Consider the following 13834-nt stretch of genomic DNA (forward strand, 5'->3'; position numbering starts at 1 on the left):
GTCAGCGCTTCGTCAGCGATTGCTCGATTCGCGCGACGATCGCCTGAGCCGAGAGGCCGGCGGCATCGAGCAGCGCCTCGCGCGACCCCGCGCTCGAGGTCTTGCCACCCTGCTCCGGAATGCCGAGGCCTGTGACCGGCGGTCGCCGCGCATCGCCGGCGAATAGGCCAGCTACCAGGCTAAACAGGCCGCCGCGCAAGATGTGCTCTTCGAGCGTCACGACGAGCGAGGCGTCGCGCACGGCGTCGCGGATAGCAGCCTCGTCGAGCGGCTTCAGACAGGAGACGCTGACGACGCCGACGTCGCGGCCCCGCCCGGCGAGTTCGCCGGCGGCCTCCAGCGCACGGGAGGCAATCGGCCCCGACGCGAGGATGACGACATCCCGTCCGTCACGCAAAATCCTGGGCTTGCGCAGATTGGTCACGGCGGCGCCGAGATTTGGCTCCCCCTGACGGCTGAGCCGCAAGTAAGACGGCTTGCCGCTCGTTGCGATCAGACCCGTCGCAGCCCGTACCTCCATGGGATCGCAGGGCACGAACACCTCGATGCCCGGCAGCATCGACATGATCCCCGCATCCTCCAGCGCGTGGTGGGTGTAGCCCTGGCTGCCATAGGCATAGCCGGCGCCCACCGCCACGACCTTGACGTCGGCACCGTGGTAGCAGACGTCGTTGCGGAGTTGCTCGAGGCAGCGCAACGTCGGAAAATTGCCGATCGAGTAGATGAAGACTGTCTTCCCGGACAGCGCAATGCCCGCGGCGATCCCCGCCATGTTCTGCTCGGCCACACCGACATTGAGATAGCGATCGGGAAACTTCGCCGCGAACGGCTCCAGCACGGAGTAGCCGAGATCGCCGCAGAGCAGCCAGATATCGGGGTTTTCGCTTGCGGCCTGCGACAGGCTCTCGATGAACGTCGTCCTCATGCGCAGACCTCGGCCAGCGCCTGCGCGAGCAGCTCATCTGAAGGCGAGCGGTAGTGCCATTCGAGCTTGTTCTCCATGAAGCTCACGCCTTTGCCCTTCACGGTGTGGGCGATCACGACGGTCGGCCGGCCCGATGCGGCAGGCACGCCGCTCAGCACACGCTCGAGCGCAGTGAGGTCGTGGCCGTCAATCTCCTCGACCTGCCAGCCGAACGCTTTCCATTTCTCGGCAAACGGATCCAGGTTCAACACCTCTGCGACCGAGCCGAAACTCTGGATCTTGTTGAAGTCGACGACGACGCAGAGATTGTCGAGCTTGTGATGCGGCGCGAACAGGATGCCCTCCCAGTTCGAGCCCTCGTCGCATTCACCGTCGCTGAGCAGGCAGAACACGCGGCTGCCCGCGCCTGCATGGCATGCGGCCAGCGCCATGCCGATCGCAATCGGCAGGCCATGGCCGAGCGAGCCGGTCGAAACCTCGACGCCGGGCACGGCGTGGCTGACATGCCCGGTGAAGATCGAGCCGTCGCGGCAGTAGGTGTCGAGCTCGGTGAGGGAAAAGAAACCGCATTCGGCAAGCGTTGCGTACATGATCGCCGTGGCGTGGCCCTTGCTGAGCACGAAGCGATCGCGGCTCGGGCTTTGCGGCTCTGCGGGATCGACGCGCAGGATCCGCGTGTAGAGCACCGCCAGGATGTCCGCCATCGAGAGGCAGCCGCCGATATGGGAGGCCTTCGCGGCATGCACCATGCGCAGCGCGTGCGCACGAATCCGTCGCGCGAATTCTTTCGGCTCAGGAAGATTTGGTCGCGTCATGCCACTCTACCGTCTCGCGTAGTCCCTCGTCCAATGGCACTTCGGGCTTCCAGCCCAAGGCAAGCATGCGCGAAACGTCCGCAGCCAGGACCATAACCTGATCGGGCCGATACGCCAACTCGCCGAAGCCGAGAGCGGCGCCGGGGTCGACGAGATCGCGCAGCCGCGTCACCGTCTCGCGCAACGGCGGGGCGTCGGCGCTGCCGACATTGAAGATGCCGCTCGCCGCTTCATGCGTGATCGCCAGCCGGAAAGCACTTGCGGCATCGCGCGCGTGCAGAAATCCCCAGCGCTGCTCGCAGGCCGTCAGCGCCATGTGGTGTCCGGAGCGCAAGTTCCGGATCGTGCTCGGAATAAGCCAGTGATCGGCATCCTTCGGGCCGTAGGTCGAGAAAATCCTCAGCCAGGCGGCACGCAGACCGCGCTCCTCGCACAGGCGCATCGCCATTGATCCCGCTGCGAGCTTGGCCATGCCGTACAACGTCGTCGGCCGTGGCACGTCGTCCTCCCGGATCGCGCGATCATAGCGGCCGTACTCCGCCTGCGATCCGGCTCCGACGAAGATTCTGGCGCCGGCTTCGGCCGCGAGTTCGGCGAGGCCCACCGTGTCGGCCACGTTGACGGCCTGGACCGGGCTGTTGCGATCGCTGCCTGCGACACCGCGCCAGGCCATGTGCACGACCGCCTCCGGCGCGAACGCCCCCAGCGCTCCGCGGAGCCCATCCGGATGCTCGAGACTGCCCGGGATCACGTGCAACCGGTCATGGAGCTGCGCGAGGCGCCAATAGGAACTTGCCGGCCGCAGCAGGACGGCCACCTCGTGCCCCCGCGCCACGAGGTCCGCAACGAGATAGGAGCCCAGAAAACCGCTCGCACCGGTGGCAAAAACACGCATAAGCCCCGGGTAGATCAGCTACCCCGGCGCCGTCAATGTCCCGCTTCGGCAAGGCCCCCTGCCCATGCCCCGTTCCCGGCACGGCGGAAGGGGCGATCCGAACTTGATTATCCGGCCCATGCGGCTAAACGGAGGGCCAGATCGAGGTCCGAGGACGTTAGGGGTAGACGCATGAATGACTTCCGGCTGGCCATGGTTTCCGCAGGCTTCGAGCACGGCGGAAACGTCACCCATCGTCACTTCGACGGTCATCCCGACCTGCTCGTCTATCCCTTCGAATCTCAGCTCGGCAATCGCAACTTCAACGACTTCCTCGCCTCGGTCGAGCGCGTCCAGTACCGCTATCCCGAATTCCCGGAGGGGCTGACGGCGACCGAGCTTTATGAGCAGATGATCGACGAGGAGCTGAAGACCTTCCTGCGCAAGCGCAACGGCTCCAAGTTCCGCGATGCGGACTGCGTGATGGACGAGAAGAAGCGGGTCGCCGAGTTTGCCCGCATCGTCGGCGAGCCGCCGATCTTCCGCCGCCAGGTAATCGAGGCCTTCTTCCGCGCGACCTTCGCGGCCTGGGAGAACTATTACGTCAAGCCGCGGCCGGGCATGGTCCATGTCGGCTACTCCCCCGCCATCGGGATCGATGCCGATCGCATGGTGCGCGACTTTCCCAACGTCCGCATCCTGCACATCGTGCGCAATCCGTTCTCGGCCTACCGCGACACCAAGCGCCGCCCGTTCCCGCAGCCGCTGACCAAATACTTGATCACCTGGAACATCTATCACTCGACGGTCGAGATGTTTGCGAAAATGTATCCCGAGAACGTACGGATCTTCCGGTACGAAGACCTCGTCGACGACAAGCGCAAGTTCATGACCGAGGCGGCCGGGTTCATCGGCGTGCCCTTCGCCGACTCCATGCTTTATCCGAGCTGGAACGGCGTCGAGATCAAGGACTCCATCGCACCTTGGGGAACCGTGCTCAAGAGCACCAAGGACTACAACCAGGCCGTGATCCAGGAGCTCTCGGACCAGGAGCGCAAGCAGATTGCACAGGGCACCGCGGCACTCGCCCGTCATTTCGGTTACGACCGGATCGACTATCTGAGCCCGCTCTATCGTGCTGAGTAAGATCGCGTTCTTCGAAAACGACGACCGCCCCGACATCGCCGCCGATCGCGCGCGCCTCCTGCCCGCGCTGCGACGGCATCTGGAATCCCTGGGCCGCGACGTCACCGTCGCGCCGGCGCCCGGCGGTACGCTCGGTGCCTGCTACGATGCCGATATCTCCGGCGAGAAGCGGTTTCTGAAGACCCATCTGCCGGGGGCGCGTGCGCGCGCCAACCTCGCCAAGGAAGCCGTCATCCTCGAGCAACTCTATGGCAACTCGATCGTGCTCGACCGTTTCGAGATCCCGCTCGCGGATGGAGCGGCGCGGCTCTGCCTCATGATGCCCGCGCTGGTGCCGCAGGCCGCCCCGACGCCCGCCGCTGATGCCGCCGCAATGGCATCCGCGTGCAGTGAGCGGCTCAAGGACTGGCAGCCGGATGGGCTTGTCTCATTCGATCACTATCTGGCATCCGCTCCAGAGGCACTGAAGACGCTTTCGAGCCGCGGCCTGCTGGACCGGGCAGCCGCGACCGAGGTGCGCAGGCTGATTGCGCTGCTCGGGGATGGTCTGGCGGATTTGCCCGAGGCGCTCTGTCACGGCGATTTCGGACCGAAGAACATCATGCTCCAGGGCAGCGTGCGGCGCGTCATCGACTGGGAAGATGCATTCCGCGGCATCGCCGGCTACGATTACCTCTACTGGCTGACCTTCATGGAGAACCGGCCGTTCCTGCAAGAGGCCGCCTTCGGCCGAACCGGTCTTTCGCCCGACGTCGAGCGCGCCATCCTCGTGCTCGTCGTCCTGCTCAAATCCTATCTGGCGGTCTTGTCGGGCGAGCACCTGAAGCACGCGGTGTCGGCAGAGGACCGCATTGCCGAGATCCTGAATCTGCCGGCCTGATCAGGCCTGCGCGGCGCAAGCGATCTGGTCGAGCTGATCGAGCGAGAAGCTGCGCAGGTCCCGGCCTTCGCGCAGCGCCTTGTACCAATCGACAGTCAAGCGAAGGCCCTGCGCCAGATCGAGCCGGGGCCTCCAGCCGAGTTCGCTCCGCGCCTTCGCGCAGTCGAGCCTGAGATAGGCAGCTTCATGCGGATGCGGGCCGGAATCGGCCGTCCACCGCGCGCCGTCGCCCCACAGCGCGATCAGACGATCGACCACGGTCCCGACCGGCACCTCGCTTGCGGTATCCGGTCCGAAATTCCACCCCCCGACGAAACGCTCATCGCCCGCCAATCGCTCGACCAGCGAGAGATAGCCGAGCACGGGGTCGAGCGCGTGCTGCCAGGGCCGCACCGAATTGGGATTGCGGATGCGGAGCGCCTCGCCGGCCAGGAACGCCTGCATCGCATCGGGCACCAGACGATCGCGCGCCCAGTCGCCGCCGCCGAACACGTTCCCGGCCCGCGCGGTCGCGACCCGCGCTGCGCCGCTCGTGTTGAAGAAGCTGTGGCGGTAGGAATGCGTCACGAGCTCGGCGCAGGCCTTGCTGTTGCTGTAGGGATCGTCACCGCCGAGCCGGTCGCCCTCGGCGAAGGCGGCGCCCTTGCCGTTGTTCTCGTAGCATTTGTCGCTGGTGACGTTCAGGATCACCTGCACCGAGCGCAGAGGCCGCGCCGCCTCCAGCACATGCACCGTGCCCATCACGTTGGTTGCAAAGGTCTCGACCGGCTCCTCGTAGGACGGACGCACCAGCGCTTGCGCCGCCATGTGGATGACGATTTCGGGCTCGGCTTCCGCCATTGAGGCGCGCAAGGTGGCGAGATCGCGGATATCGGCGATGCGGTGCTTGATGTCGTCGGCAATGCGCGCCGTGACGAACAGCGCGGATTGGTGAGTCGGCGGCAACGCATAGCCGTAAACGTCAGCTCCGAGGCGGCGCAGCAGCAGCGACGCCCACGCACCCTTGAAGCCGGTGTGGCCGGTGAGGAAGACCTTCTTGCCGCGCCAGAATGCCGGATCCGTCACCAGACCCTCCATTTGGCACGGTTGCCGGCCCACTCACCCTCGAGGAAGTTACGATCGCGCAGCGAGTCCATCGGGTGCCAGAAGCCGGGATGCACGTAGGCGCGCAGATCGTCGCCACGCACGAGCTGCTCCATCGGCTCGCGCTCCCAAATCGTGTTGTCGCCCGCGATCAACTCGCCGACCGACGGCGATAACAGAAAGAAACCGCCATTGATCCAGCCGCCGTCGTCATTGGGCTTTTCCTCGAAATTGACGACCCGGTCGCCCTCGATCGCGATCGCGCCGAAACGCTTGGCCGGCCGCACCACCGAAACGGTAGCGCGCCGCCCATGTGCCTTGTGGAACGCGATCTCGGCGGCCAGGTCGATGTCGGCGACACCGTCGCCATAGGTCAATGCGAAGAACGGCTCGTCCGCGACATAAGGCAACACCCGCTTCAGCCGGCCGCCGGTCTGGGTGTCCTCGCCGGTGTCGACGAGGGTGACCCGCCACGGCTCGGCCGTCTCGCGATGCACTTCCATCCGGTTCTCGGCGATGTGAAAGGTCACGTCGGACATGTGCAGGAAGTAGTTCGCAAAGTACTCCTTGATCATGAAGCCCTTGTAGCCAAGGCAGATCACGAAATCATGGAAGCCGTAATGGCTGTAGATCTTCATGATGTGCCACAGGATCGGCCGCCCCCCGATCTCCACCATCGGCTTCGGTCGCGTGGTGGTCTCCTCCGCGATTCGCGTGCCCAGGCCTCCCGCAAGAATTACGACTTTCATTCACCTGCTCCGAACGGAGGCACGCTCCCCCGCGTACTCCAGACGGCTTCTATACGAAGTGGCGGGACCTGGAAAATCCATCGGTCTCAAGCCACTTCCGATATCAAGTGGTATTTTATTACCTTTAAAGCTCTTGGCGTTTTCGCCCGTAGCCGATACCACTCTGCCGGCCGCACCGGGAGACCATCCCGAGATCCAGCTGGAACCCGATCATGCCGTTTGAAAACTACAGGAACAGCCGCATCCTCATCACCGGGGGTGCCGGGTTCATCGGGTCGCATCTGTGCGAGCGACTGCTCGATGCCGGGGCCGAAGTGGTATCCGCGGACAATTATTTCACCGGCAGCCGGCGCAACATCGCCCATCTGATCGCAAATCCGCTGTTCGAGGCTATCAGGCACGACGTCACCTTTCCGCTCTACATCGAGGTCGACGCGATCTTCAACCTGGCCTGCCCGGCCTCGCCGATCCACTACCAGCGCGATCCCGTGCAGACCACCAAGACCTCGGTGCACGGCGCCATCAACATGCTGGGGCTCGCCAAGCGGCTCAAGGCGCGCATCTTTCAGGCCTCGACCAGCGAGGTCTATGGCGATCCGCTGATCCATCCGCAGACCGAAGATTATTGGGGCAACGTCAACCCGATCGGCGTCCGCTCCTGCTACGACGAGGGCAAGCGCTGCGCCGAGACACTGTTCTTCGACTATTGGCGTCAGCACGGCCTGCCGATCAAGGTCGCGCGCATCTTCAATACCTACGGTCCGCGCATGCAGCCAAATGACGGTCGCGTTGTGTCGTCCTTCATCGTCCAGGCGCTGCAGGGCGAGCCGATCACCGTGTTCGGCGACGGCGGGCAGACCCGCTCGTTCTGCTACGTGGACGACCTCGTCGAAGCCATCATGCGGTTGATGGTGACGGCGGAAGACATCACCGGCCCGATCAACCTCGGCAACAATTCCGAGTTCACGATCCGTGAACTCGCCGAAAAGGTCATCGAGCTCACGGGCTCGCGTTCCAAGCTGGTATTCAAGCCGCTGCCTCAGGACGACCCGCGCCAGCGTCAACCCGACCTCGCCAAGGCGAAGGCGGTGCTGAACTGGGAGCCGAAGGTCGCACTCGAGGACGGGCTGAAGGAAACGATCGCCTACTTCAAGCACTCGCTCGACATCGCCTGACCTGCTCGCCACGTCCATCGTCCGCAGCGAGCTTCCACAATGAGCGCACCGTCCGGCATCATCAGCGATCTGCGCGCCCGCCTGGACACGAAAGCCGCGCTGACGAAACTGGTGCTGCTGCACAGCGCCGTCACCTGCCTGTCGCTGATCGAGGTCGCGACCTTCCAGCTCTCCATCGACTTCAACCCGAGGCGCCTCTGGATCGCGGTTCTCGTGGCAGCCGGCTTTTCCGTGGTCTCGCTGCTGTTCGCCTCCGTCCGCTTCTGCTTCGGCTATTTCGTCGGATTCTATTTCTACACGATGATCCTGGGCTTCCTCTGGATCGACGTCTTCTCCGACTACAATTACCCGCGATTGCTTGCCGGAGTTTCGGCGGCACTGGCGCTGCTGCTATGCCTGATGCCCATGCTGTTCATCCGGGCACCGCTGCGGCAGTTCGTGATCCTCTCCAACGACCGCTTCGAGCAGTTGCTCGCGCTCATTCTGGCGATCTCCGTGGCCACGATCGCGGTGGCTGCGACCTATAATTTTCGGCTGGTCTCGATCGCGCGCATTTACGACTATCGCGACACCCTCGAATTTCCGGGAGCGCTGCGATATCTCATCGGCTGGGTTTCCAGCACGCTGCTGCCGTTCGTCTTCGCCTGCTATTGGCTGCTCGGCCACCGCATCCGCGCCGTCCTGGTCCTGGTCCTGCTCCTGCTGTTCTATCCCATCACCCTGACGAAGTTCGCGTTCTTCACGCCGGCCTGGTTGATCGCGCTGGTCGTGCTGTCGCGGCTCCTGGAGGCGAGAGCATCGGTCGTCGCGTCGATTTTCGTTCCGATACTGATCGGGCTACTCGTGATCTGGCTGACCGAGGCAAGCCTGCGGAGCATTCCCGGCAGGTATTTCGATATCGTCAACATCCGGATGATGGCGACTGCATCGGGCGCGCTCGAGCTCTACAACGATTTCTTCGCCAACCACCCGCTGACCTGGTTCTGCCAGATTTCCGTTCTCAAGCCGCTGATGCATTGTCCTTACGATGAGCCGCTCGCTGTGGTCATGCAGAACACCTACGACTTCGGCAATGTGAATGCGTCGCTGTTTGCGACCGAAGGCATTGCGTCGGTCGGTCCCTGGCTAGCACCGCTGACCGCGCTCGCAGCAGGCCTCGTGCTGGCGCTCGGCAACCGCACCTCCGCAGGGCTTCCGCCTCGCTTCGTCCTGATGTCATCAGGCGTGCTGCCGCACGTCCTGCTCAACGTGCCGCTCTCCGTCGCCATGCTCACCCACGGCACCGCGATCCTGTTCCTGCTCTGGTATGTGATGCCCCGTACCCTGTTCGAAGAAAAGCCGTAACGCCGTGCGCATCCTGATCCTCAATGCCGACTATCCGCGCTTCCTCGCCTGGCTCTACCGGCGCACGCCCGGCCTCGAGAACGAGCCTTACGCGGCGCAGATGGCGGCGCGGAACGCCAGCCTGTTCGGCGTCGCCGATTTCTATTCGCGCAATTTCGCCGGCCTCGGGCACGCCGCCGCCGACATCCATGTCAACAATCCATGGATGCGGGCGGCCTGGGCGCGCGAGCACGGCGTTGCCGTCACCGAGCCGCCGCCATCAGGCACGCCGGCCGCGCGCGATGCCGTTCCCGGCTGGCTGCAACGCGCGGTCGCCCCCTTTAAGCCGGTGCTGCGGCCCCTCGCGCGCAAGGTCGGCCTCAGCCCGCGCCTGGATGCCGAAGCGGAAAAGATCCTGCTGGCCCAGATCGAGGACTTCAAGCCAGATCTCGTCCTCAACCAGGATCTATTTCACGTCGACACGCGCCTGGCGCGCCGGATCAAGGGGATCGGCCGCCCGATCCTGATCGGCCAGATCGGCATCTCGCCCTCACGCGGCGAGGACTGGTCGGTCTATGATCTCATGATCTCGCAGATGGCCGCGGTGGTGGACTTCTTTCGTGCCCATGGAGCGCGCGCGGAAGTGGTCCATCTCGCCTTCGAGCCCGGTATCCTCGACGTCCTGCCGCCGCCACCCTCGCAGGAGTTCGACGTCACCTTCGTCGGTGCGGTATCAGCCGATCACCAGCTTCGCGTCGCGCAGCTCGAAGCGGTGGCGCGACGCTACGATCTCAAACTGTTCGGCAGCGGCCTGCACTCCCTTCCCGCCTCCTCGCCGCTGCACCGCTGCTACCAGGGCGAGGTTTGGGGCGCTGAAATGTACCAGGCACTGCGCGCCTCCCGTGTCACCCTCAATTCGCACATCGACATGGCCGGTCGCGAGGCCGGCAATGCCCGCCTGTTCGAGGCGACCGGCGTCGGCGCCTTTCTGCTGACCGACTTCAAGGACAATCTGCACACGTTGTTTGCTCCCGAGCGCGAGGTCATCGCTTGGCGCAGCGTCCAGGACTGTCTCGCGTTGATCGATCGGTATCTCGCCGACGATACGGCGCGCCAGTCCATCGCCAGGGCGGGACAGGCCAGGACGTTTGCCACCCACACTTTCCGCCGGCGCGTCGAACAGATCCTTGGATACGTCGGCTGAATTGCGCACCGGCAGGCATAGCAATCGTCATGATCCGTCCGCCCTTGACGGTCCCGGCCAAAATGGCCAAAGTGCACGGCGAGACAGCTATCTCACTCTAATCACAGCGATTTTTCGAGGCTCACGATGGAACACGTCGAACAGGTTCGATTCGGCGACCAGCTTTACGCGATCATCGTGCGGGCCTCGTTCCGCGAGCCGGGCATCCACTTCTTTTCGACGCCGGAGCTGTCGCAGCAACTCGCCTTCATGAGCCACCCGCAAGGCAAGACCATCGAGCCTCACCGCCACAACAAGGTGACGCGTGAGGTGCACTACACCCAGGAGGTCCTGCTGATCCAGAAGGGCAAACTCCAGGTCGACTTCTACACCGTCGAGGAAACATATCTCGAAAGCCGCGTGCTCGGTGCCGGCGACATCATCCTGCTCTGCAGCGGCGCTCACGGCTTCCACGTGCTCGAGCCGCTCGAGATGTTCGAGATCAAGCAAGGTCCCTATTCCGGCGAAAACGACAAGACCCGGTTTGCTGAAGCCTCCCCGTCCGAGATCCGGATCAAAGGCCCAAACCTGTGACCTCACCGTTCATTCCCGTCAACACGCCGCTGCTCGACGGTAACGAAGCCGACTATCTCGCCGAATGCATCCGGACCGGATGGATCTCCTCGGAGGGACCGTTCATCAAGCGCTTCGAGCAGGCGATGGCCGCGGCCGCGGGGCGACGACACGGCATCGCCGTCACCAACGGCTCGGTCGCGCTCGACATCGCCGTCCATGCTCTCGGACTCGATGAGGGGTCGGAAGTCATCATCCCGACCTTCACGATCATCAGCTGCGCCGCTGCCCTGGTGCGTGCCGGCCTCGTCCCGGTCGGAGTCGACTGCGATGCCGCGACCTGGAACATGACGGCCGAGGGCGTGGAAGCCGCGATCACGCCGCGCACGCGCGCGATCATGCTGGTCCACATCTACGGTCTGCCGGTCGATCTCGATCCGATCCTGGCGCTGGCCCGCAAGCACGATCTGAAGGTGATCGAGGACGCCGCCGAGATGCACGGCCAGACCTATCGCGGTGCCCCCTGCGGCAGCTTCGGCGACGTCTCGACCTTCAGCTTCTATCCGAACAAGCACGTCACCACCGGTGAAGGCGGCATGATCCTCACCGACGACGACGCCCTCGCCGATCGGCTGCAAGGCTACCGCAATCTCTGCTTCCAGCCGCAGCAACGCTTCGTCCACGAGGAGCTCGGCTGGAACGCGCGCATGACCAACCTCCAGGCCGCGCTTGGCGTCGCCCAGGTCGAGCGCCTGCCACGCACGGTCGAGATCAAGCGCCGGATCGGCCGGCTCTACGACGAACACCTCGCGGGCCTCAACAGCATCCGCCGCCCCGTCGCCCGCACTGGCTACGCCGACAACATTTATTGGGTCTACGGCGTCGTGCTGAGCGACGACGTGCCGTTCGACGCCAAGGAGGTGATGCGGCGCCTCGGCGAAAAGGGCATCGGGACGCGGCCGTTCTTCTGGTGCATGCATGAGCAGCCGGTGTTGCGCCGGATGGGCCTGATGCGCGACGAAAGCCATCCGAACGCGGAAACCATTGCCCGGCGCGGTTTTTATTTGCCGAGCGGGCTTGCCCTGACCGACGACGAGATCGCCCGATCGGCCACGGCGCTGAAGGAGATCCTGGCGTGACGGTGTTCGCCGACTACGCGCCCTGGTATGATCTTCTCTATCAGGACAAGGATTATGCGGCAGAGACGGCATTCGTCGAAGCACGCCTGCGCGACCACGGCGTTTCCTCGGGCAAGCTGCTCGATCTCGGTTGCGGCACCGGCCTGCATGCGGTCGCCTTCGCGCGCCAGGGATGGAATGTTGCCGGCATCGATCTCAGCGACGAGATGATCGCGCGCGCCAAGACGCGCGTCGGGCAAGCCGGGCTGTCGATTCCGTTCCGACAGGGTAATGCCTGCGAGACGGGTCCCGAACGCGATTTCGATGCCGTGGTGTCGCTGTTCCACGTCGCAAGCTATCAGACCAGCCGCGATGCGCTGACGGCCATGTTCCGCACGGCCCATGCGGCGCTGAAGCCGGGCGGCGTCTTCTTCTTCGACTATTGGTACGGCGGCGCGGTGCTGGCGCAGGGCGTCGAGACGCGCGTCAAGGTGATCGAGCAGAAGCCGCTGCGCCTCACCCGCATTGCGCAATCCGATCATGACGAACAGGCCGCGATCGTCACCGTGAATTACACCCTGTTCTGCGAGGACATGGATCGCGCCACGATCCGGCGTGTCGATGAAGCACACCACATGCGCTACTGGTTTCCGTTCGAGATCGACGCGGCACTCGCGGCGAGCGGCTTTGAGCCCGCCGCTCACGCCGCATGGCTGACGCAGGACGCGCCGAACTCGAAGAGCTGGGCGGCCTATGCGATCGCCAGAACGAGTGTTGCGCCGTGAGACCGCTGCGGCTCGCCGTGATGCTGGAACAGGCGCTCGAGGTCGGCGGCGGCTTTCAGCAGCCGCTCAACGACCTGCTCTGGCTGCGCGACTGGGCGGCCAAGTCGGGCAACGAGATCGTGGTGTACTCGCCCTATCCGAAGACCCTCGACATCCTGAAGGAGTTCGGAGTCGCGGCGCGCCTGCTCAAGTTCGGCCCGCTCGACCATGTCTTCCTGTTCCTGAAATATTGCGGGCCCTTCGATCTCGTCCAGATCGCGCTGAAGCTGAAATCGCCGTTCGAGCGTGCGCTGATCCGCGACGGCATCGATGTCGTGCACTTCACCTCGACCTCGAAGCGGCACCTGCTGCTCTACGAGCTGCCGTTCATCATCACGATCTTCGACGGCTGCCACCGCGACGCGCCGGAGTTTCCGGAAGTGAGGACGTTCGGCGAATTCGAGCGCCGCGAGATCCTGTTCGGCCTCGCCAGCACCAAGGCGGCGGTCGTGATCGTAAACGCACCGGAGCTGATCGACGATCTCAGCCGCCGTTATGCGATGGAACAGGAGCGCGCGGTCTGCATCCCGTTCTCGCCCTCGACCTATGTCAGCCAGTCCTCCGACGCCGCCGCCGACGAGGCGGTGCTGTCACGATACCGGCTCAAACCCGGCTATCTGTTCTATCCGGCGCAGTTCTGGCCGCACAAAAACCACATGACGCTGCTCGCGGCGCTCGCGAGCCTACGCGAGCGGGGCGTCACCGAACGGCTGGTGCTGTGCGGATCGGATCGCGGCGGCCGCGACAAGATCGATGCGGCGATCCGCGCCTACGGCCTGTCGGACCAGATATCCATCATCGGCTTCGTCGAGTCCGCCGAGCTCGGCGCACTGTATCGCGGCGCCGCGGCGCTGGTGATGCCGAGCTATTTCGGCCCGACCAATCTTCCCCCACTGGAAGCCTGGGCGGTCGGCACGCCGGTGATCTATCCCGAGGCCTTCAAGGCCCAGGCCGGCGACGCCGCGATCCTGTTCGACTATGACGATCCGCGTTCGCTCGCGGATGCGATCGTCAGCCTGCGCGCCGACGGCACGCGCGAGCGGCTGCGCGCGGCCGGTCAACTCCGCCTCGCGCAGTTTGCCGAGGAGACCAGGGCAGGCCACGCGCAATTCGCGCGTCATTTGGAACGGCTGAAGCACCGGCTGGCATTGACCGCGCGCTGAATC

At 64.6% G+C, this 13834-nt stretch carries 14 protein-coding genes; 9 read left to right on the forward strand and 5 right to left on the reverse strand.

The window, feature by feature from the left end:
- Nucleotide 1 precedes the first annotated feature (1 nt).
- Genes C7G42_RS25000 through C7G42_RS25010 form a run of 3 tightly spaced genes read right to left on the reverse strand, consistent with a single transcriptional unit; the run spans nucleotide 2 to nucleotide 2635 of the window.
- Nucleotides 2-925 (reverse strand): transketolase family protein, encoded by a 924-nt coding sequence (locus C7G42_RS25000; RefSeq protein ID WP_106951602.1) that lies wholly within the window; start codon nucleotides 923-925, stop codon nucleotides 2-4.
- A complete protein-coding gene (locus C7G42_RS25005) occupies nucleotides 922-1740 on the reverse strand; it encodes a transketolase (RefSeq protein ID WP_106951603.1) in 819 nt (272 codons plus the stop codon). The genes C7G42_RS25000 and C7G42_RS25005 overlap by 4 nt, the downstream gene beginning before the upstream one ends.
- Complete coding sequence (locus tag C7G42_RS25010; protein WP_106951604.1) at nucleotides 1718-2635, reverse strand: NAD-dependent epimerase/dehydratase family protein; 918 nt, start codon at nucleotides 2633-2635, stop codon at nucleotides 1718-1720. Before C7G42_RS25010 ends, C7G42_RS25005 begins: the two co-directional genes overlap by 23 nt.
- Before the next feature lie 171 nt (nucleotides 2636-2806).
- Here C7G42_RS25010 and C7G42_RS25015 point away from each other — a divergent pair, with 171 nt between their 5' ends.
- A complete protein-coding gene (locus C7G42_RS25015) occupies nucleotides 2807-3760 on the forward strand; it encodes a sulfotransferase family protein (RefSeq protein WP_094972551.1) in 954 nt (317 codons plus the stop codon).
- On the forward strand, nucleotides 3750-4640 hold the full coding sequence (locus tag C7G42_RS25020; protein WP_106951743.1) for a phosphotransferase: 891 nt from the start codon (nucleotides 3750-3752) through the stop codon (nucleotides 4638-4640). Before C7G42_RS25015 ends, C7G42_RS25020 begins: the two co-directional genes overlap by 11 nt.
- On the opposite strand, the gene rfbG is transcribed toward C7G42_RS25020, so the two are convergent.
- Both rfbG and rfbF read right to left on the reverse strand, forming a co-directional pair.
- Entirely contained in the window at nucleotides 4641-5705 is a 1065-nt protein-coding gene (rfbG, locus tag C7G42_RS25025; protein ID WP_106951744.1) for a CDP-glucose 4,6-dehydratase, read from the reverse strand.
- Nucleotides 5702-6472, reverse strand: a complete 771-nt coding sequence (gene rfbF / locus C7G42_RS25030) for a glucose-1-phosphate cytidylyltransferase (RefSeq protein WP_094891455.1) — start codon at nucleotides 6470-6472, stop codon at nucleotides 5702-5704. The genes rfbG and rfbF overlap by 4 nt, the downstream gene beginning before the upstream one ends.
- A gap of 212 nt (nucleotides 6473-6684) precedes the next feature.
- On the opposite strand from rfbF, the gene C7G42_RS25035 reads away from it, so the two are divergent.
- The 7 genes from C7G42_RS25035 to C7G42_RS25065 all read left to right on the forward strand — a co-directional run bounded on the left by C7G42_RS25035 (nucleotide 6685) and on the right by C7G42_RS25065 (nucleotide 13831).
- Nucleotides 6685-7647, forward strand: coding sequence for a UDP-glucuronic acid decarboxylase family protein (locus tag C7G42_RS25035; protein WP_106951605.1), 963 nt, complete (start codon nucleotides 6685-6687; stop codon nucleotides 7645-7647).
- A 39-nt stretch (nucleotides 7648-7686) separates the two neighbouring features.
- Complete coding sequence (locus C7G42_RS25040) at nucleotides 7687-8991, forward strand: hypothetical protein (RefSeq protein ID WP_106951606.1); 1305 nt, start codon at nucleotides 7687-7689, stop codon at nucleotides 8989-8991.
- A 4-nt stretch (nucleotides 8992-8995) separates the two neighbouring features.
- Nucleotides 8996-10174, forward strand: coding sequence for a CgeB family protein (locus tag C7G42_RS25045; RefSeq protein WP_106951607.1), 1179 nt, complete (start codon nucleotides 8996-8998; stop codon nucleotides 10172-10174).
- A gap of 126 nt (nucleotides 10175-10300) precedes the next feature.
- Nucleotides 10301-10747: a cupin domain-containing protein gene (locus tag C7G42_RS25050; protein WP_094972556.1), complete on the forward strand. Its 447-nt coding sequence runs from the start codon at nucleotides 10301-10303 to the stop codon at nucleotides 10745-10747.
- A complete protein-coding gene (locus tag C7G42_RS25055) occupies nucleotides 10744-11865 on the forward strand; it encodes a DegT/DnrJ/EryC1/StrS family aminotransferase (protein ID WP_106951608.1) in 1122 nt (373 codons plus the stop codon). The genes C7G42_RS25050 and C7G42_RS25055 overlap by 4 nt, the downstream gene beginning before the upstream one ends.
- Nucleotides 11862-12629 carry a class I SAM-dependent DNA methyltransferase gene (locus C7G42_RS25060; protein WP_106951609.1) on the forward strand — a complete coding sequence of 256 codons (768 nt, stop codon included), beginning with the start codon at nucleotides 11862-11864 and terminating at the stop codon, nucleotides 12627-12629. The genes C7G42_RS25055 and C7G42_RS25060 overlap by 4 nt, the downstream gene beginning before the upstream one ends.
- Nucleotides 12626-13831 carry a glycosyltransferase family 4 protein gene (locus tag C7G42_RS25065; RefSeq protein WP_106951610.1) on the forward strand — a complete coding sequence of 402 codons (1206 nt, stop codon included), beginning with the start codon at nucleotides 12626-12628 and terminating at the stop codon, nucleotides 13829-13831. The genes C7G42_RS25060 and C7G42_RS25065 overlap by 4 nt, the downstream gene beginning before the upstream one ends.
- Nucleotides 13832-13834 lie beyond the last annotated feature (3 nt).

Source organism: Bradyrhizobium sp. MOS003, assembly GCF_003020125.1.
In the GTDB taxonomy this organism is placed as follows: domain Bacteria; phylum Pseudomonadota; class Alphaproteobacteria; order Rhizobiales; family Xanthobacteraceae; genus Bradyrhizobium.